We start from the raw sequence: 26,231 nt of genomic DNA, 5'->3' as shown, positions 1-26,231 counted from the left end.
GACTTGAAAGAGTCGTGAAACAGCCCGCTATTATGTAGCGGGCTTTTTTACGTCTTTAATTTGTGCCTGAGAGCCGTTCTTGGGCCTAAGCCATTGACCCGTGTGGATGATATGCTCATGCGAGAGTCGGTCAGTTCTAGGGGCCCAAAGAACACAGCAAGGCCACCTTAATCGGGTGGCCTTTTTTGTTTGGTGTCTTAAACCTAAGCAATTAGTCAGTGTGGCCAGTATGCCCATGCCAGAGTGGGTCTTTTCCAGGTGCCTAATTGACTTGAAAGAGTCGTGAAACAGTCCGCTATTATGTAGCGGGCTTTTTTACGTCTGTAATTTGAGTCTGAAAGCCGTTCTTGGGCCTAAGCCATTGGCCTGTGTGGTTGATATGCCCATGCGAGAGTCGGTCAGTTCTAGGGGGCCAAAGAACACAGCAAGGCCACCTTAATCGGGTGGCCTTTTTGTTTTGTGCCTTGAAACCTAAGCAATCAGAACATCGATGCTAGGTGTAGTTCGTAGGCGTTACCAGTGCGATGATCATTAGTAGATAAAATATGTATGAACTTTGGTTGCTGGTAAGACAGTTTTAAACCCATTACTTGATTAGTAATGGGTGTTATTCTTTAGAAATAGGCTTTCAAATAGAAGGTTCGGGATCGATTTCAGAGTTCAGCTAATATTTTTTCTACGATAGGCTTATTAGCTTCGGGGAAGTCATATTCTGCAATGCTATGCATTGGTACCCATTCAATTTGCTGCTGTTCCATACCTTTAGCTTGGTTTGAGAATTCAGTAATTAAATGGATATCGAGTCTGACATGTTTATCTGGATAATCATGAATGATGTCCATGAAGGGAGTTGAATGAGAGACATCAAGATTAACTTCCTCTTTTAGTTCCCTAATTAACGCTTCAGTAACCGTTTCATTTGTTTCTACCTTACCGCCTGGGAATTCCCATTTTCCGCCTTGGTGAAGGTGTCCAAGCCTTTTAGCAAGTAAAATCTGCCTATCTTGATTAATGATGACACCAACAGCAACATGAATTCTCTTTTGCATGTTTCGACTCCTTATTATTTGAACTTATTGTTTAAAGAAGTCACCTTCATCAAAACCAATGTCATCAAGCATATCTGGGTCGATACTGTTCTTGATCGGGATGGCATGTTTTTCACTTGCCCAATCACCAAGATCGATAAGTTTACAACGTTCACTACAAAAAGGCTTAAATAGCGATTCGTCTTTCCATTCAACTTTGGTTTTGCAAATTGGGCAGTTTACTACTGTTAACGGCATAATGATTCTTGGTTGTTAGTCTTACATGGAATGTTAAAGGGTTTAACTGCAGGTTGCTAGTGAGAAATCAATAGTTTCACAGGTATGGCGGTGTAAATCAAAATCGACAAAATGAATAGCATAACGATTTCGATTACCACTGACGGTAGGATAGCAATTTTGGTCTGAGTTTATCTTTACGCGGATTAAGGATAACGGCTGTGATGAATTACCTTGATAAAACCCTACCGGAGCTTGAGATAATCTAAAATCTTCAGTGGCTCTAATCAGTTCTAAAAGCAACATGATAGGCGCTAGTAAGGGTTGGTATTCTGCAAGCCAGTTGTTTATGTCTCGTTGTCGATATTGCCAGTCTTTACCTAGCCAAAAGTGTAGTTGAGGGAAATCAAAATTACAGTATGCTCCAGTCATATTAAAACGCTGACGCAAAGAAGTAAGAAATTTATCTCGTTTGAGGCCACAACCAATTCTTTCTTGTGTTTGCAAAGGTGACTTTAACGCGATAAGCCTGTCGGTGAGTTTATCTACTTGATCGTTATCAACACTCGAATGAGTACGCCATTGTGAAATTAATTGAATTTGTTTTTCAATATCTTTTAAGATGTCGGTACGATAATCGCAACGTTCAGTTAGCTCAGCAAGCGAAAATAAAGGATTAAAACACTGATATTGATGATCGTGTTCAGCATGCTGCTGTAACTGTAAGGCAAGGTTTTCTATACGTAAATAACTGCGTATTTTTTCATTTAATGGTTGTTCATAAATTAAATCAGTCATTGACGTTAGTTTCTAAATCGGTTGCCTGTTGTAGGTATTGTTGATGCAGACGAAATACTTGACTGCGCAACTGCTCATGTTCTCCTTGATTATCAATAATATTATCAGCCAGAGCGAGTCGCTGTTCCCGGGTCATTTGACTGGCGAGAATATGCTCAACTTGTTCTTTACTGACACCATCACGTTGCATCGTCCTTGAAACCTGTAACTCCGGTGCAATATCTACGACCAAAGTAGTATCAACTAAACTATCTAAATGATTCTCAAATAGCAAGGGTACTACCATTATTACATATGCCGAAGTCGATGCTTGTACTTGGTCGAGCATCCTTTGGCGGATCATTGGATGAAGTAAATTGTTAAGCCACAAACGTTGCTCAGGGTTATTAAACACTTGTGCTCGTAGAGCCGCTCTATCTAAGCTGTTATCCGCTAATAATATTCCCTGGCCAAAGTGCTGCTTTATTGCATTTAGCCCATCCGAACCGATTGAGACAACCTCTCTAGCGATAACATCAGCATCAACTAAGTCTATATCATATTGTGCAAATAGATTGGCCACAGTTGTTTTACCGCTGGCAATGCCGCCTGTTAAGCCGACAACATACTTTTTTGCCATCATAACGTACTAAGATACCAATTGAGAATGTCATGTCCCCATACTAACGCTATCCAGCCGGCAGCAGCAATATAAGGGCCAAAGGGGATTGGATTGCCTTTGTTGATTTGCTTAGTGATAATCATACTAATACCTACTACAGCACCCACAAGTGAGGACAATAAAATAATCAGTGGCAGCATTTGCCAGCCTAACCAAGCACCGAATACGGCTAATAGTTTAAAGTCGCCATAACCCATGCCCTCTTTGCCTGTTACCAGTTTAAATAACCAAAATACTGACCACAAGCTTAAATAGCCTGCCGCAGCACCGATAATGGCATCTTCTGGGCTAGTATAAATCCCTTTAAGGTTAATGATTAATCCTAACCACAGTATCGGTAAGGTGAGTTGGTCCGGTAATAGCATTTCATCTAAATCGATGCCAGTTAATGCCACTAACACAAACGTTAAAATGCTGGCATAAACAAATTGCCATGTTGGGCCAAAGTGCCATGCTAACGCGGCAACTAATAAACCGGTTAAGAGCTCAATAATAGGATAGCGGCTTGAAATATGAGTTTTGCAATCGGCACACTTTCCACCAAGCATTAGCCAGCCCAATACTGGCAGATTATGCCAAGGCTTTATATTTCTTTTGCATGTTGGGCATGCAGAACCAGGTACCACAAGGTTGTATTTTGCAGGAAAAGCATCAATGGGTTTGTTTAACCGGTCATTACCGACTTGTTCGACAATATCAGGATGATATTCATTAAGGTAAAAGTTACATTCGCTTTGCCATTCGCGTTTCATCATTACCGGTAAACGGTGGATAACGACGTTGAGAAAACTGCCAATGGTAGCAGCAAAAATAAAGCTAATCGCAACAAAGACCCAAGGGTATTGGCTCATTGTGGCAACAAAAGTTGAGATAAATTCAGTCATTGTTATTCTTTTTTGAAGGTTGATTAATACTAACCGACAATATTTCCCATTTCGAAAATAGGTAGATACATACCGATGATTAAACCGCCGACAACAGTTCCTATCACCACCATCATAACTGGCTCAATTAAGCTAGATAGCCCATCTACGGCATCATCAACCTGCATCTCATAAATGTTGGCCACTTTATTGAGCATTTCGTCTAAGCCGCCGGACTCCTCACCAATCATCACCATTTGGATGAGCATATCTGGGAATAGGCCAGTAGTGCGCATAGCTACATTCATCTGCATCCCAGCCATCACTTCTTGGCGAACTTTGAGTAATGCTTTGCGATAAACATAATTACCTGATGCCCCCGCGGCTGATTCTAAGCCATCAATTAATGGCACACCGGCAGCAAAGGTGGTTGATAGCGTACGAGCAAAGCGTGACATTGCTGCCTTATGGAGAATGTCACCAATAGCAGGAATCTTTAATATTATTTGATCAATACGATCACGAAAACTTTGTGAAGTGCGATGGGTTCGTTTAAAAAGCCAAATACCAGTAATAATTGCAATAGCAAAGTAATACCATGACCCCTGCAACCAACGAGACATATTAATAATCATTTGAGTAAAAGCTGGTAACTCAGCTCCGAATCCTTTAAAAATATCCTCGAATTGCGGCACTACAAATAATAATAATAGTGTTGTGACCGCAAAAGCGACTACAACTACCGCTGCCGGATAAAACATAGCTTTTTTAATTTTAGACTTTAATTGCTCGGCCTTTTCGCGATATGTTGCGACGCGATCAAATACCGCATCGAGTGAACCTGAATGTTCGCCAGCTGCGACTAGGTCAACGTATAAATCATCGAAATATTGTCTGTGTGGTCTTAATGCATCAGAGAGGGGGATACCTGATTGAACATCAGACAAAATAGTACCGAGCAGTTCTCTCACTTTGGCTTTTTCATGACCGCGTCCAAGCAACTCGATAGTTGTAACTAAAGGAACCCCGGCAGCTAGCATAGTGGCTATTTGGCGGGTGATCATCGCAATGTCCATCGCGGTGATACTTTTTTCAGATTTGAATAATGGCGGAGATTTTTTTCGTACACCTTTGGGGGTGACCCCTTGGGCTTTCAATACACTGCGAATTTCAGCTATAGTAGAGCCTTTTAGCTCACCAGAGGTGCGTGCACCATCACGATTGACACCTTTCCATTGATAGGTGAACACCTTAGGTTGGTGTTTAGTGGTTTTTTTTACCTTTGTCTTTGGCTTTTTTTTTGCTGTTGCTGTGGCCATATAGCCGATCCTTTTTATTTTCCGCTGCACCACGTTAAAGCATTATTGTTTATAGAGATTAATCAATTAGATGATTGATTTACAGTAACATATTTGACTATAGCTTAATTAAAAGCTGGTGACACGATTAATTTCGGCAATACTGGTGACGCCATGAATCACTTTAAGTAGTCCTGATTGGCGTAAATCACGCATGCCTTGTTGCTTGGCTAAGGTGGCAATTTGCAGTGAGTTACCGCCCTCCATAATGACTCGAGCAATTTCATCGCTCATTTTCATTACTTCGTAAATACCGACTCGACCTTTGTAACCACCGGAGCATAACTCACAACCGACTGGTTTGAATACGCTAAAGCCTTTGGCTATATTGGCTTCAGAAAAACCTAAGCGTTGCATTTCAGCAACCGGAATCGTTTCTTCGTGCTTACATGCAGGGCATAGTCGCCGAGCAAGGCGTTGGGCAATAATTAAATTAACAGAGCTGGCAATGTTATAGCCTGGTACGCCCATATTGATTAAACGGGTTAAGGTTTCTGCTGCCGAGTTAGTATGTAATGTTGATAACACCAAGTGGCCGGTTTGCGCGGCTTTAATCGCTATTTCAGCGGTTTCTAAATCACGTATTTCACCGACCATCACCACATCAGGGTCTTGACGTAAAAAAGAGCGCAGTGCTGAAGCGAAGGTTAAACCGGCTTTTAAATTAATGTGAACCTGATTAACGCCTTCGAGGTTAATTTCAACCGGATCTTCTGCGGTGGAAATATTGCGCTCTTCGGTATTGAGAATATTAAGACCTGTATACAAGGATACTGTTTTACCCGAACCAGTCGGGCCTGTGACGAGAATCATCCCTTGAGGTTTAGCAAGCATTTCTTCGTATAATAGGCGTTGATCATCTTCATAACCGAGTTTTTCTATACCTAGCTGAGCGGACGATGAGTCTAAGATACGCATTACAATTTTCTCGCCCCAAATAGTGGGCAGAGTACTGACACGAAAATCGATGGATTTAGTGCGTGACAGCTTCATTTTAATGCGGCCGTCTTGCGGAACTCTTCGTTCAGCAATATCTAGTTTAGACATGACTTTTAAGCGAGCGGAAATTCGGTTGGATAGATTGACTGGTGGCTCAGATACTTCATGCAAAATACCGTCGATACGAAAGCGAATTCGGTAACGTTTTTCATAAGGCTCAAAATGTAAATCAGAAGCACCTTTACGGATAGCATCAGTAAGGATTTTATTGATATAAATAACAATCGGTGCATCATCACTGCTATCACCGCTTGGTTCATCATCACGGCTAGTATCAGCGACTTCGATTCCAGCTAAAGCTTCCTCATCTATTCCTTCTAGTCCCAGGCCACTAATATCCTCTTCTAGTATTTTTTCTAGGGCTTTAAGGAGTTTATCGTCTTCCACTAAAATAGCTTCGGCATGAAGACCAAGGCTGAACTGAAAGTCTTCAAGGGCTGCAATATTGGTTGGGTCTGAGGTCGCAATATACAGGCGGTTACCGCGCTTAAAGAGGGGTAAGCATTTGTGTTTAGCAATGAGTTTTTTGTTTAATAACTCTTCAGCAATTGTTGTTAGGTCAAATTCATTTAAATCGAGTAAGGGGGTACCGTATTCTTCATAACAAAGCTCAGCTATTTCTCGAGCCGATAAAAATTTTGAATGGATTACAGTAGTGACTAGCGACACTTTGGATTTACGAGATTGTGAGATTGAAGTTGCGACTTGCTCTTCCGTTAGCAGACCTTTTTTGATAAATAAAGTTGAAAGGCCAAGATTTAGTCCTGCTGTCGACATGCTTATTTATCCAAATAACAAAAGAGATATCAATTATAACTATTTTAAAGAAATAAAAAAGGCAGCGTAATACGCCGCCTTCAAATAGTATAATCCTTAAAGTTTATACTTTTGTACAGTTTCCAGGTAAAAATTTAACATCAAGGTCACTTGTACAAGACCAAACGCCTTCAGCCGATCTATTCATATTAATTTTCTTTGTATTGAATTTATCTACGTTACCACCTTTGGTAGTACATTCAATTTTAGTCGTACCAGTAATTGCTAAAGCACAATATGTACCACCTGATGCCGTTTGACCAATATATGCTTTAGTTATATCAACATTTGTATTATCTAAAGTCGGAGCCTTCCCTTCGTTAACAGCAGTTTCAAAAGCTGTCTTTAATGAGGATACTTCTGACAAAGCAGAACCAGCTTGTGATTTCACTGTATAATCTTGATATGCAGGCAATGCGATTGCTGCAAGGATACCGATGATCGCTACTACGATCATTAATTCGATAAGGGTAAAACCCTTAGCGTTTTTGATTTGATTGATACTTTTCATTTTCTCTCCGTAAAATAGGCTAGGGTAGTATCAGTCCTCGATAACTGCTACTTAGCTGGTCTTTAAGTTAAATGCTTAAATACAGAAGCTAAGTGAAGTAGTTGGCAGTCCATTTGCCTAAACCGTAAAGCACAATTGTGTGGTGCTAGATATCAGATACTAGTTGACCACGATTTTTATAGAGCCAATATTGCTTGCGTTACCAAGAATTAACTCTATTTATACTGTGTAATGGCCAATGGCACAAAACACTATGTATAGATAATAACCTTGTTAACTGCAAATAATGTTAGCAGATTGTTTACTTAATGGCATTTCGGCTGAGCGATAGACACAGAGCAAATACGTAAATGTTAATAAGTTACAGGGGCATTTGCTGAGCTATATAGCAATGGTTATACAAATCTCTATACAACTCGTTATAAATACAAATGTTAACAACTTACTAATAATGTAACGTGTTTTGCAATCTAATGATTATCGTGCATGGCCGAAAGGCCAACTCGCCTACAATGAACGTTAGTATAAACCGTTACAAAATGGAATAGTATTAGCGTATTAATAAAAAATAAATGTCTAAAAATGCTCTGATTTCACATTTCCCGTACATAATACGATAATTTATTTTTGACATACAAAGTCGAACAGTATTTTTTTTGACAAAAATGCAACAATGTCGTTTTGTTGACGTTTTTTGATGGCGGATGTGACAGATTTATCGCTAAGCTAAAAGCCTAGGTTCTAGAACGCTGCGCTGTTAGATGCTATAAAATCTTAGCAGCAAAGCTGTCACTAGGAGCGCAGCGACCTAGCAGGACGTAGTCCGCTCTAGAACCTAGAAGATTTAAGCCTTTAATCGCAAAGACAAATCTAACGCTTTTACATGTTTAGTCAGTGCGCCGACCGAAATATAATCGACTCCGGTTTGGGCGAAAGTGGCTAGGGTGTCTAAGGTGACATTGCCAGAGACTTCTAATTTAGCGCCATTGCCTTGGTCTTTATAGCGATTATTCATGCTGACAGCGTCGACCATCATGGTGACGTCAAAATTATCGAGCATAATGATATCAGCTCCGCCATCAAGCGCTTGGATGAGCTCCTCAAGTGACTCAACTTCCACTTCTACCGGTTTAGTGCCGTCTAACGCACGTGCTGCGGTAATCGCTTGTGAGATGCCACCGCAAGCCATAATGTGGTTTTCTTTAATTAAGAATGCATCGAACAAACCAATACGATGGTTTTTGCCACCGCCGCAGGTGACTGCGTATTTTTGGGCTGTGCGCAGGCCAGGAATGGTTTTTCGGGTATCGAGTAATTGAGTGTGGGTACCCACAAGCTTATTCACGTACAACTTAGTTAAGCTAGCGACACCTGACAAGGTTTGAATGAAGTTCATTGCCGTACGTTCGCCAGTTAAAATAGCGCGTGCAGGGCCTGAGAGTTCACATAGTAATTGATTAGCGACAATCAAATCACCGTCATCAACATGCCAATGCAGTACCACTTCACTGCCCAGTTGATTGAATACTTGTTCTGCCCATGCTTTGCCGCAAAAGACACCATCTTCGCGGGTGATTAACGCGCCGGAAACGTGTTTATCTGCCGGAATAAGTTGTGCGGTAATATCTGCATTAAGCATGTCATGAACGGTATTGTGGGCTGTGTGACCTAAGTCTTCATCAAGTGCGGTTTGCACCGCATGACGGATATCGTTTTCTAACATAAGCAAAGTCCTTGCTAAAGATCGTGATAAGGCTAAACAGTATCCGCATTGGGCGGAGTGTTTGTTACAGAAAGCATTTGTTAAAGATTACCATAACTTGGCTATATACTGACACTATCAAGCTGGCAATTTTCAGCCTTGGTATTGCTGTTTTATACGGTTAAATTTACATTGGGACTGCTGATATCTTTATGTTTAAGGGGTGATATGCCAAAAGGCTTATTAGAACAAGGTTGGTTAGCTAGCGCGAGAAAATGTATTTCGCCGCATTTTAATGCTCGGCCTGATAATGAGGTGAGCTTATTGGTGATCCACAATATTAGCTTACCAGCGGGCTGTTTTGGTTTAGGACATATTGATGGGCTATTTCAAGGTTGCCTAGATATTAATGCTGATGAAAGCTTTACAGAATTGGCTGGCTTGCAAGTGTCGGCGCATTTTTTAATTCGCCGCGATGGTGAGGTGGTGCAGTATGTGAGTTGTGATGACAGAGCATGGCATGCTGGCGTGTCTGAGCATAATGGCCGCAAGGGGTGTAACGATTTTGCCTTGGGTATTGAACTAGAAGGTACAGACTGTAGTGGCTATACCGACCAACAATACCAGCAATTAATACTGTTAACATTGGAGTTAATGGCGCAGTATCCTATGCTTAACGTAAATAATATTGTTGGCCATTGCGATATTGCTCCTGGACGCAAAACCGATCCGGGTTTCAGTTTTGATTGGCCTCGATATAAGCAGGCCATCGCAGGTAATTGAGGCCTAAGCTTGTAGACTCGTTTATGAGAGAGTCGTTGTTGGGGAACCGTTATCTCCTTCCCTACTAAAGCAGCGCTTCTAATGATGACAGCAATAACGCAATAAATTAAAAGGATATTCATGGCATTATTTTCATTATTAGTGGCAATTCTTGTAGAGCGTTTGAAGCTTTTGCCAAGCAGTTGGCAGTTCGATACTGTGATGATGCGTTACCAAAAACAGTTTTGGGACAGCCAATCGCTTAAATCGGAATTTGGCGTAGCGGTGGCGCTGGTGTTGCCGGCTGTATCAGTCTTTCTGATAAGTGTTCTCCTTGATGGCATTTTATTTGATTTATTGAGCTTATTATTTTGGATGCTAATATCGATTATTTGTTTTAGTCACCAAACATTACGTATTGTATTTAAAAAGTATATTCAAGCGGCATGTCGCGGTGATGTTCAAGCTTGTTACCGTTACGCTAGCGAGTTGGACTCTACCGAGTGCTTGGATGTGGTAGATGAACAGGATTTAGGCCGTAAAGTGGGCCAAACGGTGGCGTGGATTAATTACCGTTATTACGGCGCTGTTGCCCTGTACTTGATATTTTTAGGCCCAGTTGGTGCAATATTATATTGTAGCGTACGTTTTTATAGTGAGTACAACAGTAAAAATAAGCTTGAAATGCCCTTGATTGATCATTTGCAGATGTTATTTGATTGGTTACCAAGTCGGGTATTTAGTTTTGGTTATGTATTAAGTGGCCAGTTCAGTGCTGGGTTAAGTGCTTGGCGACAATATGGCTTAAGTGTCAAAACGGATGCTAAAACCATTGTCACGTATACGGCTGTGGCCGCGGAGTCTTTACCTGAAGCGGGCAATGCACCCTTGAGTGTGCAATCTACATTGGCATTGCTGGCATTAAGTAAGCGTAATTTTGTATTGTTATTAACCATGGTTTCGGTACTAACCATTTTTGGGTTGGTTAGTTAGCTTGTCTAGAGTCTAGAGCGCTACGCTGCTAGGGCGGACTACGTCATGCTAGGACAGCTTCGCTGCTAATGTTTTATAGCCTCTAGCAGCGTAGCGCTCTAGTTTCTGGGACTTTCGGATACATGGTCTGACCCCTTGAGGATAAATTTACGGTATCCTCTGGGCTTGAGCGTTTTAAACAAACCTGTGTTCTTTGTCGATATGCTGATAACTAGACATGGCTTGTATGATTTGATAAAGTGCGCTCTCTCATATTAATTGGTAAGACCAATTGACAATTGCTTGTTTAGGGAGCAGGGCGCCAGATGGCTTATATTAAGATTAACCAGCCAAAAATTTCTGATGTGATCATGGAGCAATTAGAGCGGATGATCCTAGAAGGCAGTATACAGCCGGGTCAGAAGCTACCTCCTGAACGCGAACTCGCGGTGCAATTTGAAGTGTCTCGTCCTTCTCTACGTGAAGCGATTCAAAAATTAGAAGCTAAAGGGTTGCTCATGCGTCGTCAAGGCGGTGGCACCTATGTTAAAGAACAACTGTGGCAAAGTCTTGCCGATCCTATCGTTGAGTTAATGCATAACGATTCTGAAAGTCAGTATGACTTACTCGAATTCCGTCACGCTACTGAAGGCATGATGGCGTATTTTGCTGCCTTGCGTGGCACAGATGCGGATATGCAAAACATTAAAAACCGTATTAATGAAGTTGAAACCGCAACGGAAGTAGAAGCGCAGGCCGATGCCATTGTGCGTTTTTATCGTGCGGTCGCTGAGGCATCGCACAATGTTGCTATGCTGCATTTAGTATTAAGTTTAACCCCTGTGCTGCATAAAAATGTTGCACAAAATCTGGAACTTTTAAGCCGACGCGAAGAAGCTTCCACCATGGCAAATGATCACAGACGCGCGTTACTGGCTGCGATTGTACGCCGGGACCCAGACGCTGCACGTGAAGCTTCGAATGAGCACTTAAGCTATATCGAAGAAGTCATGTTGTCAGTAAGAAAAGAAGACAGTCGGTTGCAACGTAGTTTGCGCCGTTTAAAGAGCGGCGTTTAACTGAGTTGTTGTGTCAACAAGCAGCAACTAAAGCCGAAATATAATCCGTATATAGAGAAGGACTGCGAGATGTCTGAAGATATGCTTCAAGATTTAGACCCATCAGAAACCCAAGAGTGGGTTGATGCTCTGCAAGCTGTGTTAGAGCAAGAAGGGCCTGAACGTGCACACTTTTTACTTGAAAAATTAATCGACAAAGCGCGTCGTAACGGTACTCACTTACCTTACAATGCGACCACTGCTTACTTAAACACTATTCCTGCAGGCCAAGAGCCAAACATGCCAGGTAACCAAGAAATGGAACGCCGTATTCGGGCGATTATCCGTTGGAATGCCTTGGCAATGGTGTTACGTGGTTCTAAAAAAGATTTAGAGCTTGGTGGCCATATTTCAAGTTTCGCGTCTAGCGCGACAATTTACGATGTGTGTTTTAACCATTTTTTCCGTGCTCCTAATGAGCAAGATGGTGGTGACTTGGTGTATTTCCAAGGTCATATCGCACCTGGTATTTATGCGCGTTCTTTCCTTGAAGGCCGTATTACTGAAGAGCAAATGGCTAACTTCCGTCAAGAAGTCGATGGCAAAGGCCTTTCTTCGTACCCGCATCCTAAGTTAATGCCGACTTACTGGCAGTTCCCGACGGTATCTATGGGTCTAGGTCCTATTCAAGCGATTTACCAAGCGCGTTATTTGAAGTACTTGACTGACCGTGGTTTAAAAGATTGTTCTAAGCAAACTGTTTACTGTTTCTTAGGTGACGGTGAATGTGATGAGCCAGAAGCATTAGGTGCTATCGGTTTAGCTGCCCGTGAAGAATTAGATAACTTAGTCTTCATCGTTAACTGTAACTTACAGCGTCTTGATGGTCCTGTTCGTGGTAACGGTAAAATAATCCAAGAACTTGAAGGCGAATTCCGCGGCGCAGGCTGGGAAGTAGTTAAAGTGATTTGGGGTCGTTATTGGGATCCATTATTGGCCCGTGATACCAGTGGTAAGTTATTACAGTTAATGGAAGAAACCGTAGACGGTGAATACCAGAACTGTAAAGCCAAAGGTGGCGCGTACACCCGTGAGCATTTCTTTGGTAAGTACCCTGAAACTGCCGAAATGGTTGCTAACATGTCAGATGATGACATTTGGCGCTTAAACCGTGGTGGTCATGATCCGGTTAAAGTTTACGCTGCGCTTGAACATGCACAGAAAACCAAAGGCCGTCCAACGGTTATCTTAGCTAAAACCGTTAAAGGTTATGGTTTAGGTGATGCTGGTGAAGGTAAAAACATCGCTCACAACGTGAAGAAGATGGGCGCTGAATCTATCCGTTATTTCCGTGATCGTTTCAATATTCCGATCCCAGATGACCAGTTAGAAGATCTGCCTTTCTATCATCCAGGTCCAGACTCTGAAGAAGTAAAATACTTGAAGAGTCGTCGTGAAGCATTGTTAGGTTATTTACCGCAACGTCGTGAAAAATTCACTGAAGAGTTAGAAGTCCCTTCACTGAAAATTTTTGATTCGATTTTAAAAGGCTCAAACGGCCGTGAAATCTCGTCAACAATGGCATTTGTTCGGGTATTAACCGCCTTGTTAAAAGACAAAGGCATTGGCAAACGTATTGTGCCAATTATTCCTGATGAAGCTCGTACTTTCGGTATGGAAGGTTTGTTCCGTCAAGTGGGTATTTATGCTCACGAAGGCCAAAAATACATTCCACAAGATTCTGACCAAGTTGCTTACTATCGTGAAGATAAAACCGGTCAAGTATTGCAAGAAGGGATTAACGAATTAGGCGCCATGTCATCTTGGGTATCAGCTGCAACCAGCTACTCAGTAAACGACATGCCAACGATTCCGTTCTACATCTACTACTCTATGTTTGGTTTCCAACGTATTGGTGACATGGCATGGGCTGCTGGCGACATGCGCGCCCGTGGTTTCTTAGTTGGTGGTACTTCTGGCCGTACAACCTTGAATGGTGAAGGTTTACAGCACCAAGATGGTCACAGCCATGTATTGGCGAACACTATTCCAAACTGTATTTCTTACGATCCAACTTACGGTTATGAAATTGCCGTGGTAGTACAAGATGGTATTCGTCGTATGTATGGCGAAAATCAAGAAGATATCTTCTATTACCTAACCACAATGAACGAAAACTATGTTCAGCCAGAAATGCCAGCCGGTGCCGAAGAAGGTATTGTTAAAGGTATTTATAAGCTGGAGTCTGTTGCCGGTAGTGGTAAAGGTAAAGTACAGCTAATGGGTTGTGGCACCATTTTAGAAGAAGTTCGTAAAGCGGCTAAAGCCCTTGCGAAAGACTTTGGTGTTAGTGCTGATGTGTTCAGTGTGACGAGCTTTAACGAGCTAACGCGCGACGGCCAAACGGTTGAACGTTGGAATATGCTTCACCCAACAGCAAAACCTAAGCAAGCGTATATCAGCCAAATATTATCTGCAGATGCACCAGCCATTGCTGCTACCGATTACATGAAGATTTACGGCGAGCAATTACGTGCTTTTGTACCAACTGATTATAAAGTACTAGGTACTGATGGTTTTGGTCGCAGCGACAGCCGTGCAAACTTACGTCATCACTTTGAAGTTGATGCTAAGTTCATCGTTATTGCGGCGCTGAAGTCACTTGTTGAGCGTAATGAAATGCCTGTTGATGTGCTGACTAAAGCCATCGCTGAATATGGCATTGATGCTGACAAGATCAATCCACAGTTCGCGTAAGGGGATACAAAATGGCTGATTTAAAGGAAGTTTTGGTTCCTAATATCGATACTGATGCAGTGCAGGTTATTGAAATTTGTGCCGCAGTGGGTGATTTTCTTGAAAAAGAAGCATCAATCATTACAGTTGAAAGCGATAAGGCAACCATGGACATTCCAGCACCTTTTGCTGGTACCTTGGCAGAGTTAAAAATTGCTGTCGGTGATACCGTGTCTGAAGGCACGTTAATCGCGATGATGAGCGCAGCCGATGCTGCGCCTGCTAAAGAAGAAGCCGCTGCGCCAGCGCCAAAAGCTGAAGCGCCGGTGGCTCAAGCTGCAGCACCTGCACCAGTGACGCCAGTTGCTGCGTCAAGTGCTGGCAGTGCAGAAGTGATTGAAGTTAACGTACCTGATATTGGTGGCGACACAGATGTGTCTGTTATCGAAGTATTAGTTGCTGTTGGCGATAGCATTGATGTTGATACTGGGTTGATTACCTTAGAAACTGATAAAGCCACCATGGACGTACCTTCGCCAAAAGCGGGTGTAGTTAAAGAGATTAAAGTGGCCGTTGGCGACAAGGTATCTGAAGGTTCATTGGTGATTATGTTAGAAGTTGCTGGCTCTGCTTCTGCAGCAGCACCTTCAGCACCGGCACCACAAGCTGCTGCACCCGTTGAGCAAGCGGCTCCAGCACAAGCAGCTCCAGTACAAGCGGCAACTTCTGCTACGACAACTCAGGTACAAGAGATTCATGTCCCTGACATTGGCGATGCTAGTGATGTGGATATTATTGAAGTGCTAGTGTCTGTGGGTGATGACATCACTGCTGATCAAGGCTTAATTACCCTTGAAACAGATAAAGCGACCATGGAAGTGCCTGCACCTTTTGCCGGTAAATTAGTGTCGTTAACCGTTAAAGTGGGCGATAAAGTATCTCAAGGTAGCTTAATTGCCACTATTGAAACGACTAGCTCAGCGCCAGCAGCACAAGCAGCTCCAGCTCCTGCTGAGTCTGCACCTGCCGCATCAGCACCAGCACCCATGGCTGCAAGCCGCCCATCAACTCCACCTGTGCCACATCATCCGAGTGCAAGCGTGACAGCATCAACGGGTGTTGTGCATGCTTCACCTGCGGTACGTCGCTTAGCGCGTGAGTTTGGTGTAGATTTAACTAAGGTGTCTGGTACTGGTCGTAAAGCGCGTATTTTGAAAGAAGACGTGCAAGCGTTTGTGAAATACGAGTTGTCACGCCCTAAAGCTACAGCATCAACATCTGTTTCGGGTGGTGCTGGTGGCTTAAACGTGATTGCTGCGCCTAAGGTTGATTTCAGTAAGTTTGGTGAAGTGGAAGAAATACCACTAAGCCGTATCCAGAAAATCTCTGGTCCTAACTTACATCGCAATTGGGTTACGATTCCACATGTTACTCAGTTTGATGAAGCTGATATCACAGAGATGGAAGCATTCCGTAAGCAACAGAATGACCTTGCTGCGAAGAAAAAAGCTGATTACAAGATCACGCCATTAGTGTTCATGATGAAAGCGGTTGCCAAAGCATTAGCAGAGTTCCCAGTGTTTAACTCAAGCTTAAGCAGTGATGGTGAGTCACTTATTCAGAAGAAATACTTCCACATTGGTGTTGCCGTTGATACTCCGAACGGCTTAATGGTTCCTGTGGTTCGTGATGTTGATAAGAAAGGCATTGTTGAATTGTCGCGCGAATTAACCGACATTTCTATCCGTGCGCGTGACGGCAAGTTGAAGTCTGCTGATATGCAAGGTAGCTGTTTTACCATTTCAAGTTTAGGTGGCATTGGCGGTACGGCATTTACGCCGATTGTTAACTATCCAGACGTGGCCATTTTAGGTGTATCAAAATCTGAAATTAAGCCAAAGTGGAATGGAAAAGAGTTTGAACCTAAATTAATGTTGCCTTTATCGCTTTCATACGACCATCGTGTTATTGATGGTGCTATGGCTGCACGCTTTAGTGTCACCTTGTCTGCGATACTTTCAGACATTCGTACATTGATTTTATAAGCATAAAGGTCGCTCATATGAGCGACCTTTTTATTGTGATCGGTTTCAAACAAATTGATTTGAGTATAAAATGCGCCCATCCCAATTTTTTAGTTCGCAATTGAAAGGAAATTGGACGTGAAACGTAAGTTTCAAGCTGGCGACATCGACATTTGGGCCGATCCGTCTTTCACACGGAATGAACAAGATTAGAGGAAATCATGAGTAACGAAATCAAAACTCAAGTAGTCGTACTAGGAGCAGGCCCAGCAGGTTATTCTGCGGCGTTTCGTGCTGCTGACTTAGGCTTAGACACCATAATTGTTGAGCGTTTCAGTACCCTTGGTGGTGTGTGTCTAAACGTTGGTTGTATTCCTTCAAAAGCACTATTGCACGTAGCAAAAGTCATTGAAGAAGCCAAAATTGTTGCTGACCATGGTGTGGTTTTTGGTGAGCCAAAGATTGATTTAGACAAATTACGTAGCTTTAAAAATAAAGTCATTAGCCAATTAACAGGCGGTTTAGGCGGAATGTCTAAAATGCGTAAAGTTGATGTGGTTAATGGTTTTGGTAAATTTACCGGCCCTAACAGCTTAGAAGTGACTGCTGAAGATGGTACTGTGACTGTTGTTCAGTTTGAACAAGCCATTATTGCAGCGGGTTCACGTCCAATTAAATTACCGTTTATTCCACATGAAGACCCACGTATTTGGGACTCAACTGACGCACTCGAACTGAAAGAAGTGCCTGGTAAGTTGCTTGTTATGGGTGGTGGTATTATTGGTCTAGAAATGGGTACTGTGTATTCATCTTTAGGTAGCGAAATTGACGTGGTTGAAATGTTCGATCAAGTTATTCCTGCTGCAGATAAAGACGTAGTTCGCGTTTTCACTAAGCAAATTAAGAAGAAGTTTAACCTTATTCTTGAAACTAAAGTGACCGCAGTTGACGCGAAAGATGATGGTATCTACGTGACAATGGAAGGCAAGAATGCGCCGACAGAACCTGTACGTTATGATGCTGTTTTAGTCGCAATTGGTCGTTCACCTAATGGTAAGTCTTTAGCTGCTGAAAAAGCAGGTGTGAATGTTGATGAACGTGGCTTTATTAACGTTGATAAGCAGTTACGTACTAACGTACCGCATATTTATGCTATCGGCGATATCGTTGGTCAACCTATGTTGGCTCATAAAGGTGTGCATGAAGGTCATGTTGCTGCGGAAGTGATTTCGGGCATGAAGCACTACTTCGACCCTAAAGTGATCCCATCAATTGCTTATACTAATCCTGAAGTAGCATGGGTCGGTCTAACTGAGAAAGAAGCGAAAGAGCAAGGTATTGCTTACGAAACTGCGACTTTCCCTTGGGCTGCAAGTGGCCGTGCAATCGCTTCAGATTGCAGTGAAGGTATGACTAAGCTAATTTTCGACAAAGAGACTCATCGCGTGATCGGTGGTGCTATTGTTGGATCTAACGGCGGTGAATTATTAGGTGAAATTGGCCTAGCAATTGAAATGGGTTGTGATGCTGAAGATATCGCATTAACGATTCATGCTCACCCAACATTGCATGAGTCTGTAGGCTTAGCAGCTGAAATGTATGAAGGTTCAATTACTGACTTACCTAACCCTAAAGCGGTTAAGAAAAAGAAGTAATCTAAGCTGATACTGAACAGCATAAGGCACTCCTCTTTAGGGGTGCTTTTTTTTACCTGTAATTTGATTTTTTAAGCTAGCATTAGCGGAGCATATTACTTTTTTTAAACATATAATTATAAAAAAGTAATATTGTTTATAAAGCGTTGTCAAAATGTGTTAAAAATAATGCATAGATGTACATGTCATTATTTCCTCTCAATGTAGAAAGTTATACTGTTTCTTTTATCTACAGCGTGACTAAACAAGAATATCAGTTTGTATCGGTTTAGGGGACGCTATAACGATGAGTATCAATATTATCTTTTTGAGGTATAGGCTTAATTTATGATCAGAGCGGTAATTTTTGGGGCTGTTAGTCTGATTCTGTGTTCGTTAGCCGCTGCGCCTGTGAATGCCGCAGATATTGTTCAGCGAGTCTTTAATGCGCAAGATGGTTTAGCTAATGCCACGATTCAAGATATTAGCTTTGACCATTATGGATTTGTTTGGCTGGCGACTCAGCAAGGTCTCTACCGGGTGAGTAACAGTAAAGTTAGACGCATCGATAAAGTCGGTTTTGATTCAGTTCTGGATGACGAGTTCATTTCTACTGTGGTTAACTCTGGTCAAGATCATTTACTGGTTGGCACCAATTCCTCGTTATATTTATACAGTATTTTAGATAATCACTTTAGTTTGATCCTTAGACCTGAAGATAATGATGCAACCAATATCAATAACAGTATTCACGTTGCGGCCACTCAGCGTCAGCTTGATGGGCGCTTACTCATATTGGCCTTTTCAGGGCAGGTTTATTATTTTGATGACATCACTCAGCAACTTTCCTTATCCCCAAGCCATACATTAGATCGCAATTTGCCTTGGCGAAATGCGCTTGAGTTACATAATACTAATTATTTGTTTTCGACTAATCATGAGGTACAGCTTCATCATGCCGATGGGACTTTCATTGGGCAATTTCCATGGTCTGATAAAAATGGCACCATTAATAAGTTGTTTCAAGATAAACAACAACGAGTATGGATGTTGACATCAAAAGGAGTCTTTAAGCTTAATATTGAATCGCTTACAGTACAGGCTGTAGCAGAGATCCCTTATTATGTTGAGCAAATGGAGCAAGATCTTAACGGTGATTTATGGATTTCAAGTCGAGCAGGATTGATTTTTTGGAGTCAAGAAAACAATAAGTTAATTATATACCGTGACGAACTTAAGCAACGTGCAAATATAGATTACATCCATGATATGGCAGTCGATGCCGATGGTTTGTTATGGATTGGTGGCTCTGGAGATGGGCTTGCGGTCATTGCCGGTAAGCCTAGTTTTTTAATTGATGATTATTCTAAAAAGCCGCCTTATCAGCTTGATAATGAAATGGTGTGGTCGATATACAGTGAGGGTGACACCGTCTGGTTAGGTACTGATGGTGGTTTGTCAGTAGTGAATACCCATGACCAAACATCAATTATGCTGATCCCTAAGGGTTTTGAACTTAATGACAGTATTTATAAAATTAGTTCCCTAGATGAGCAGCACCTTGTTTTAGCGACGACCAGCGGCTTATATGTGGTCAATAAATTAACTAATATTAGTTCTCGCTTTGCTGATTGGAGTGGTGGCAAAACGTCGCTGGTTGATCGCGTAATCATTAATATTTATCGTGATAAATTGTTTAGTGATGTCATTTGGTTTGCGACTACGAAAGGCTTGTATTATTGGCAAGATGGTAAGGATGAGCTGACGCTACAAGAGCTCAATGACGGTCAGCAGTCACTGACTAATGCTCGCTATAGTGCCCTATTAAGAGATACTGAACATCATCTATGGTTAGCTGGAAATAAACATTTTGGCTATTTAACCACAGAGGGTGAATATGTTTCTAAATTAAATCTATTTGCCAATTTTACTATTCTTCCAACGATTACCAGTGTTATGCAAGTGGCGCCAAGTGTGCTCTGGTTTGGTTCATCCCAACAAGGTATTTATCAATACAATACGCAAACTAATAAGATAATCTCACTGGATCAACAGTGGAAAATAGATTGTAAAGTGGTGTACTTTTTACAGGATACTGCAATCGATCATATTGTTGGCTGTGCCAGTGCCATTATTAAGATAAATAAGGCGACAGGTAAAGTCAGTTCGTTTAGTCATAAAGACGGTTTTATTTCCGATGAATTTAATGAGTCGGCAAAATTTTATGATCCTGCTAAAGGCTTTTTTGTCGGTACCCCTGATGGCGCTATGCTCATCGATCTTGATAAGTTAGCGCCGCGAACGGTCAATGATAAGGCGATACTTGAATCTGTATCTGTATTTTATGAAGATAAAACAGCGGTTTATCTTATTCCAAGCCAGTTATCGCAAGTTGAACCGGGTGCGAGCCTAATTAGCTTCCAAATAGCCATACTGGATTACCTTGATGATAAACCTATGACCATCCAATATCGTTTGGTTGAGAATGGCTCCGATGCGGGAAATTACGTGTTACTGGAAGGGCAGTCACAAATTAATATTACCGGTTTAAGTGCTGGGGAATATGTGCTTGAACTCTTGTATAAAAAAAATGGTGTGTGGACGAATGAGCCATTTCAATATCGATTTACGGTAAAGCAGTTTTGGTGGCGATCACAACAATTTAAAGGTGCATTAATACTGATCATATTGCTAACTGGATTGGCCATATTGATCTTTAGGCAGCGACAGGTTAGCCGCTTTAAACAAATGAATACTGCATTACTGCAAAGTGATGATCGCTTACGCCAGGCTCTAAAAGGTAGCGATTCAGATTTATGGCAATGGCATGAGCATACTCGAATGTTTTCATTAGACAATCGCGGTGGTGTACTGGGACCTGAGCCTCATATCGACATAAAGCTAGAAGACATTCCCATTCATCAAGATGATATTGAGCAGATTTCCAAAGCCTGGAATGAGTTGATCACATGTGCAACAGACGTGATTGACATAGAGTATCGCTATCACAATCAATATGATCAGCAATGGCATTGGCTGCGAATTAAAGGTCGTGCCACTGATGTCGATCACAGTGGTGGAAAGTTAATACATGTTGCTGGTATGTATACCGATATTACCCAGCAAAGAGCGCTTGAAAGTGAGGTCAATTTATTAGCTCAAGCGTTTGAAAATACCTCAGAGGGTATGCTGATCTTAGATAGCGACAAGCACATCAAAATTAGCAATGCTGCGGCCAATTTAATTCTTGCAGCTCAAAAGAGCGACTTAGTCGGAAAACCGTTTGCCAAATTAGTGTTTGAGACGCTAGAACCTTTCGACATGGATGATGTGTTTGATAAGGAGGGCTTTTGGACTGGAGAGTGCGAGTTTAATTGTAACGATGGTAGCCGATGTCCGGTATGGATAAATATCTCGACTATGTTCAACGTGAGCGGCTCAGCATTACATTATGTGGTGGTATTTTCAGATATCACTGAGCGCAAACATAATGAACTCCATCTGCGCCGTTTAGCCAACAATGACATGTTAACTGGCTTAGCGAATCGGGCGATGTTTTCTCGCCGTCTTGGACAAGTCATAGAAACAGCAAAGCAGCATCATGAAAACTTAGCACTGTTATTTTTAGATTTGGACAGATTTAAACATGTGAATGACTCTTATGGCCACAGTATGGGTGATGCCTTATTGGTTGAAGCCGCAAGTCGGTTACAGTCTTGCTTGTCTGAAGAACATTTGTTGTGTCGTTTTGGTGGCGATGAATTTGTTATTTTGCTGCGTGATGCCAAAGACGTCGATACGATCAACCACATAGCCAAACAACTGTTACAACAAATAGAAATGCCATTTAAATTATATGGTCGGGAATTTTTCATTTCGACTAGCATAGGCATCAGTATGTGGTCTGATGATGACCAAACTCCCGAAACCTTGATTAAAAATGCTGATTTAGCCATGTATCACGCTAAAGAAGAGGGGCGAGGTAATTTTCAATATTATTCCGCTGAGCGAAATGCTGAAGCCTTATACCATTTACGCTTAGAAGCTGATTTACACCAAGCGATACTTTGCAATGAGTTTGAGCTGTATTATCAGCCGCAGATTGATGTGAATAAGCATAATAGTATTGTCGGCGTTGAAGCCTTGATCCGTTGGAAACACCCAAAAGATGGCATGATCCGGCCCGATGTGTTTATTGGGATAGCCGAATCTTGTGGCCTCATCGTGGAAATTGATCGCTGGGTGCTCACTCAAGCTTGTCTCGACGGCGCGAGCTGGCATCAGCAGTACCAAAGTAAAATAAAAGTGTCGGTTAACGTGTCGGCAATGCATTTTAGGCAGCCAGACTTTATCGACTTTTTAACTGCGACATTACATAAAACTGGCATGCCTGCAAAATATTTGTCGGTAGAAATTACTGAAGGTGTATTGATGAAAGAAGTCGATATTGCCAGCCAACATTTACTCGCGTTAAAGCAGTTAGGCATTGATGTTGCGATCGATGATTTTGGCACCGGTTATTCTTCGCTCGCGTATTTGCGTTCATTCCAAGTCAATATTCTGAAAATTGATCGCTCATTTTTAATCCATATTGACACCCATCAAGCTGACCAAGCTATTGTAAGCAGTGTGATTGAATTAGCACGAAATCTCTCGCTTGAAGTCATTGCTGAAGGTGTTGAAACCGCTGAGCAACTTGCACAAGTTGTCCAACGAGGCTGCCATATTATTCAGGGATATTATTTTGCCAAGCCGATGCCCAAAGCTGATCTTGAACAAGATATTAAGCGACAAATGAGCATTGAACACTAATGGGTTCTCTGTGATACCAATATCATTCTATAGCGGCTATCCATTTGTATGGCTATTGGTTAAATGTTGTTAGAATGCGTTGTTTTTACTTACTTTCGGAATGATTTATGCAATCAACCTTACGCCTTAACTTATTCATATGGTTTTTGGCTAGCAGTATGTGCCTTTGCCTGGCGGTGCAACCTGCCTATGCAGCAAAAAAAGCGCCTAAAGAAAGGCCCACAATTGGCTTAGTGCTCAGTGGTGGCGGAGCTAAGGGCGCTGCACATATTGGTGTGTTGAAAGTACTTGAAAAATATCATATTCCTGTTGATTACATTGCAGGTACCAGTATTGGTGCCTATGTTGCTGGCATGTATGCATTAGGCTATAACGCCGACCAAATTGAAAAAATTATGCTCAGTGGAGAATGGTCTAAAGGCTACTCAGACACTATTCCGCGCGATAAATTAAGCTACCGTGATAAACAGCAACGTGATCAGTTTAATATTCCACTCACAGTGGGCTATAACAATAACAGTTTAACTTCTCCTAGTGGTTTGTTACGTGGCCAAAGTATGTCGCAATTATTGCGCCACTCGACGGGTTTAGTTGAGCAGTTTGGTGATTTTGATGAACTTGCTATTCCCTATCGAGCAGTGGCGACGGATTTAGCCACTAGTGAAGCCGTGGTGTTATCTAGCGGCAGTGTTGTGCAAGCAATGCAAGCATCGGCAACGGTACCAGGTGCATTGCAACCAGCATTGATTAATGGCCGCTTATTAGTTGATGGTGGCATTGCCAATAATATGCCGATTGATGTGGTCAAAGCCATGGGCGCAGACATCATCATTGCTGTTGATATCGGTTCGCCATTAACTAAGCAAGAAAACTTAGACAGCACCATTGCTGTATTAGAGCAGCTATCAACTATGTTGACTCAAGCTAGCACTGCGCGGCAAAAAACCTTGCTGACATCGAGCGATATCTTAATTCGTCCTGCCATTGATAATTTAAGCACCACTGATTTTTCAATTATGCCATTGGCACTTAAATTAGGTGAAGATGCCGCTAAGTTAGAATTAGTAAAGTTACAACCTCTTGGCATTAGTGAACAAGATTACTTAGCCTATCAAGCAAGTAAATTACAACAAAGTTTACTGTGGAACGACCCGCTTAAAAAACCTATTTATAAAATTGCTTTTGATAATCAATCAAAAGTCAGTGAGAAATTACTGCGTGAGCGTTTAGGGATCACTGAAGGTATTATTCTGAGTAAAGAGGAACTCGATTCTGCTCTAAATCGGGTGTACTCATTGAATAAATTTGAGCGTGTTGATGCTGAGTTTGAAGATGTTGATCAAGGGCGAATACTGACCATTACCACTAAGGCCAAATCATGGGGACCAAACTATTTTCAAGCGGGATTTAATTGGGAAGATGATTTCACCTTAGATTCGGCGATTACCTTAAGTTTGGCGTATACCATGACTGACTTAACTGAAAATGGTGGTGAGTGGCGTAACGAATTAGAACTTGGCTTTAAAAAGCGCGTGGCGACTGAGTTTTATCAACCCTTAGATCGTGATCAAACATTTTACAGCTTAGCGAGATTTCAATATGAAATGAAAAACTGGGATCTATACGATCAAGATATCCGTTATTTTCAACTCGAGAATAAAGTCGCACAAATTGTATTAGGTATCGGTTATAACTTTAATTCTGATGGCATTATGGAATTTGGTGTTATCGCCGAAGATGGCCGTGTTACCAGTGAATTTGGCTTGGTTGATTCAATTAATTTCCATTCAACCGGCGGCTATTTTAAGGTTGCCTACGATAATCTCAACAGCATTAGTTTCCCAACAGAAGGCAATAGACTGACTTTTACCAGCTATTTAAGAGATGAGTCATATAAAGGCTTAAGCAATGTCAGTAATACTGACAGCGATGATTTAGCCTGGCAATTTGAGGCCGATTGGAAAGGCGCATTAAAGCTCGGTAATCATGCCATTGTGGGTAAAATGGAATTGGCAACCACCCAGAATGATGGCGACTTTACTTTGCATGTTGCCGATTTAGGAGGTTTCTTAAACTTATCTGGTTTCCGCAAAGATACCTTGGTCGGCGCCCATAAAGTCTTTGGTGCTGTGATTTACCAGTACGATCTTGGCCGCGATGTGCTGATCACCGATTTGCCTTTGTACTTAGGCACTAGCCTTGAAGCTGGTAATGCATGGTTTAATCGTGATGATGTCGATTTAGGTGATTTGATTTTCGGTAGTAGTTTGTATTTAGGTACCGATACCGATTGGGGACCCGCGGCATTAGGTTTCGGTTTTAATGACAGTGGCCAGTCTGCATTTTATTTATTTGTCGGCAAAAACTTTTAGGCAGTTATTATTCAATCTAAGCCAAAAACATAGAGGCTAGAGGCTATACGAGCCATAAAGCCTAGTGGCTAGAGCGCTTCGCTGCTAGATGCTAGATGAGCTAAAAAGCCTAGAAGCTAGGACACTGCAGATGCTATTAAATCTTAGCAGTGTCCCTAGTAGCGCAGCGACCTATAACCTAGCAGGACGTAGTCCGCTCTAGCAGCGCAGCGACCTTGTTAAGCAATGCGGGTAATAATCCTGCGTGCGCCAATTGATGATGCGCAATAACCCATTTGGTTTGCGTCGCAGTGTGAGGCGCAGGAATTGCCACCGTTTGCATGCTGGCAGCACGGGCAGCAATTAAGCCATTAAATGAATCTTCAATCGCAATACATTGGCTTGGTGCTATGTCCAAGCCTTTAGCACAATTCAAATATACCTCGGGATGAGGCTTACCATAGTCTAAATTTTCAGCAGACTCTATAGCATCAAAATAATGACTTATGGCGAGTTTATGCAGCACTGCTTCGATAATTAATGACGATGAAGAGGTGGCTAAACCTATTTTAAGCCCTAAACGTTTGCACGCCTCTAGCGACTCAATCACACCTAACATGGGTTGACCATGTGCGTTTATTTGGCTTACTACTTCATTAACTATGGTATTCGCCGTCGCTGTATTGTCGTAATTTGGCCATGGAAAACGTTGGTGCCAATAGCTAACAACATGATCAATGCGCAAGCCTGTGGTTTGCTCCACGTCTTCAAGGCTGAGGTTAAGCCCAAAACTATTCAGCACAGTTTGCTCAGCTAACTGCCAAGCGGGTTCGGAATCAATTAAAATTCCATCCATATCAAAAATAACGGCTTTTATTTGGGTAGACACAATTCAGACTCCATAAACAG

18 protein-coding genes are annotated in these 26,231 nt (G+C 42.0%); 8 read left to right on the top strand and 10 right to left on the bottom strand.

Translation table 11 applies throughout. The features are described from left to right. Positions 1-653: 653 nt before the first annotated feature. From mutT to nadC, 9 genes are all read right to left on the bottom strand, one after another. Positions 654-1,049 (bottom strand): 8-oxo-dGTP diphosphatase MutT, encoded by a 396-nt coding sequence (gene mutT / locus ACED29_RS12775; protein ID WP_182723568.1) that lies wholly within the window; start codon positions 1,047-1,049, stop codon positions 654-656. A gap of 24 nt (positions 1,050-1,073) precedes the next feature. Then, entirely contained in the window at positions 1,074-1,286 is a 213-nt protein-coding gene (yacG, locus tag ACED29_RS12770; RefSeq protein ID WP_124015357.1) for a DNA gyrase inhibitor YacG, read from the bottom strand. Between the two features lie 42 nt (positions 1,287-1,328). Further along, the gene (gene zapD, locus ACED29_RS12765; RefSeq protein ID WP_371697820.1) at positions 1,329-2,063 is read right to left on the bottom strand and encodes a cell division protein ZapD; all 735 of its coding nucleotides are present in this window, start codon (positions 2,061-2,063) and stop codon (positions 1,329-1,331) included. Beyond that, positions 2,056-2,685, bottom strand: a complete 630-nt coding sequence (gene coaE, locus ACED29_RS12760) for a dephospho-CoA kinase (RefSeq protein ID WP_371697819.1) — start codon at positions 2,683-2,685, stop codon at positions 2,056-2,058. The genes zapD and coaE overlap by 8 nt, the downstream gene beginning before the upstream one ends. Further along, positions 2,682-3,608: an A24 family peptidase gene (locus ACED29_RS12755; RefSeq protein WP_371697818.1), complete on the bottom strand. Its 927-nt coding sequence runs from the start codon at positions 3,606-3,608 to the stop codon at positions 2,682-2,684. Before ACED29_RS12755 ends, coaE begins: the two co-directional genes overlap by 4 nt. A gap of 29 nt (positions 3,609-3,637) precedes the next feature. Next, positions 3,638-4,906, bottom strand: coding sequence for a type II secretion system F family protein (locus ACED29_RS12750; RefSeq protein WP_371697817.1), 1,269 nt, complete (start codon positions 4,904-4,906; stop codon positions 3,638-3,640). A gap of 108 nt (positions 4,907-5,014) precedes the next feature. Continuing rightward, on the bottom strand, positions 5,015-6,721 hold the full coding sequence (gene pilB / locus ACED29_RS12745) for a type IV-A pilus assembly ATPase PilB (RefSeq protein WP_371697816.1): 1,707 nt from the start codon (positions 6,719-6,721) through the stop codon (positions 5,015-5,017). A gap of 103 nt (positions 6,722-6,824) precedes the next feature. After that, positions 6,825-7,271 carry a pilin gene (locus tag ACED29_RS12740; RefSeq protein WP_371697815.1) on the bottom strand — a complete coding sequence of 149 codons (447 nt, stop codon included), beginning with the start codon at positions 7,269-7,271 and terminating at the stop codon, positions 6,825-6,827. An 844-nt stretch (positions 7,272-8,115) separates the two neighbouring features. Continuing rightward, positions 8,116-8,994 (bottom strand): carboxylating nicotinate-nucleotide diphosphorylase, encoded by an 879-nt coding sequence (gene nadC, locus ACED29_RS12735; protein WP_371697814.1) that lies wholly within the window; start codon positions 8,992-8,994, stop codon positions 8,116-8,118. 207 nt (positions 8,995-9,201) lie between these two features. Here nadC and ampD point away from each other — a divergent pair, with 207 nt between their 5' ends. The 8 genes from ampD (at position 9,202) to ACED29_RS12695 (ending at position 25,343) form a co-directional block, all read left to right on the top strand. After that, positions 9,202-9,756, top strand: coding sequence for a 1,6-anhydro-N-acetylmuramyl-L-alanine amidase AmpD (ampD, locus tag ACED29_RS12730; protein ID WP_371697813.1), 555 nt, complete (start codon positions 9,202-9,204; stop codon positions 9,754-9,756). A 120-nt stretch (positions 9,757-9,876) separates the two neighbouring features. Further along, entirely contained in the window at positions 9,877-10,728 is an 852-nt protein-coding gene (gene ampE / locus ACED29_RS12725) for a beta-lactamase regulator AmpE (RefSeq protein WP_371697812.1), read from the top strand. A gap of 305 nt (positions 10,729-11,033) precedes the next feature. Further along, entirely contained in the window at positions 11,034-11,786 is a 753-nt protein-coding gene (pdhR, locus tag ACED29_RS12720) for a pyruvate dehydrogenase complex transcriptional repressor PdhR (RefSeq protein WP_124015348.1), read from the top strand. 69 nt (positions 11,787-11,855) lie between these two features. Next, on the top strand, positions 11,856-14,522 hold the full coding sequence (gene aceE / locus ACED29_RS12715) for a pyruvate dehydrogenase (acetyl-transferring), homodimeric type (RefSeq protein WP_182723559.1): 2,667 nt from the start codon (positions 11,856-11,858) through the stop codon (positions 14,520-14,522). Positions 14,523-14,533: 11 nt separating this feature from the next. Then, the gene (aceF, locus tag ACED29_RS12710) at positions 14,534-16,546 is read left to right on the top strand and encodes a pyruvate dehydrogenase complex dihydrolipoyllysine-residue acetyltransferase (RefSeq protein WP_124015346.1); all 2,013 of its coding nucleotides are present in this window, start codon (positions 14,534-14,536) and stop codon (positions 16,544-16,546) included. 200 nt (positions 16,547-16,746) lie between these two features. Continuing rightward, entirely contained in the window at positions 16,747-18,180 is a 1,434-nt protein-coding gene (gene lpdA, locus ACED29_RS12705; protein WP_124015345.1) for a dihydrolipoyl dehydrogenase, read from the top strand. Between the two features lie 327 nt (positions 18,181-18,507). Continuing rightward, positions 18,508-22,971, top strand: a complete 4,464-nt coding sequence (locus ACED29_RS12700) for an EAL domain-containing protein (RefSeq protein WP_371697811.1) — start codon at positions 18,508-18,510, stop codon at positions 22,969-22,971. A 107-nt stretch (positions 22,972-23,078) separates the two neighbouring features. Next, positions 23,079-25,343, top strand: coding sequence for a patatin-like phospholipase family protein (locus ACED29_RS12695; protein WP_371697810.1), 2,265 nt, complete (start codon positions 23,079-23,081; stop codon positions 25,341-25,343). Between the two features lie 178 nt (positions 25,344-25,521). On the opposite strand, the gene hxpB is transcribed toward ACED29_RS12695, so the two are convergent. After that, positions 25,522-26,214 (bottom strand): hexitol phosphatase HxpB, encoded by a 693-nt coding sequence (gene hxpB, locus ACED29_RS12690; RefSeq protein WP_310741655.1) that lies wholly within the window; start codon positions 26,212-26,214, stop codon positions 25,522-25,524. Positions 26,215-26,231: the final 17 nt, after the last annotated feature.

Source organism: Shewanella sp. 5S214, assembly GCF_041439795.1.
Lineage (GTDB): Bacteria > Pseudomonadota > Gammaproteobacteria > Enterobacterales > Shewanellaceae > Shewanella > Shewanella vesiculosa.
The sequence above is the reverse complement of the archived record's forward strand: the minus strand, read 5'-3'. Positions and strand labels throughout refer to the sequence as shown.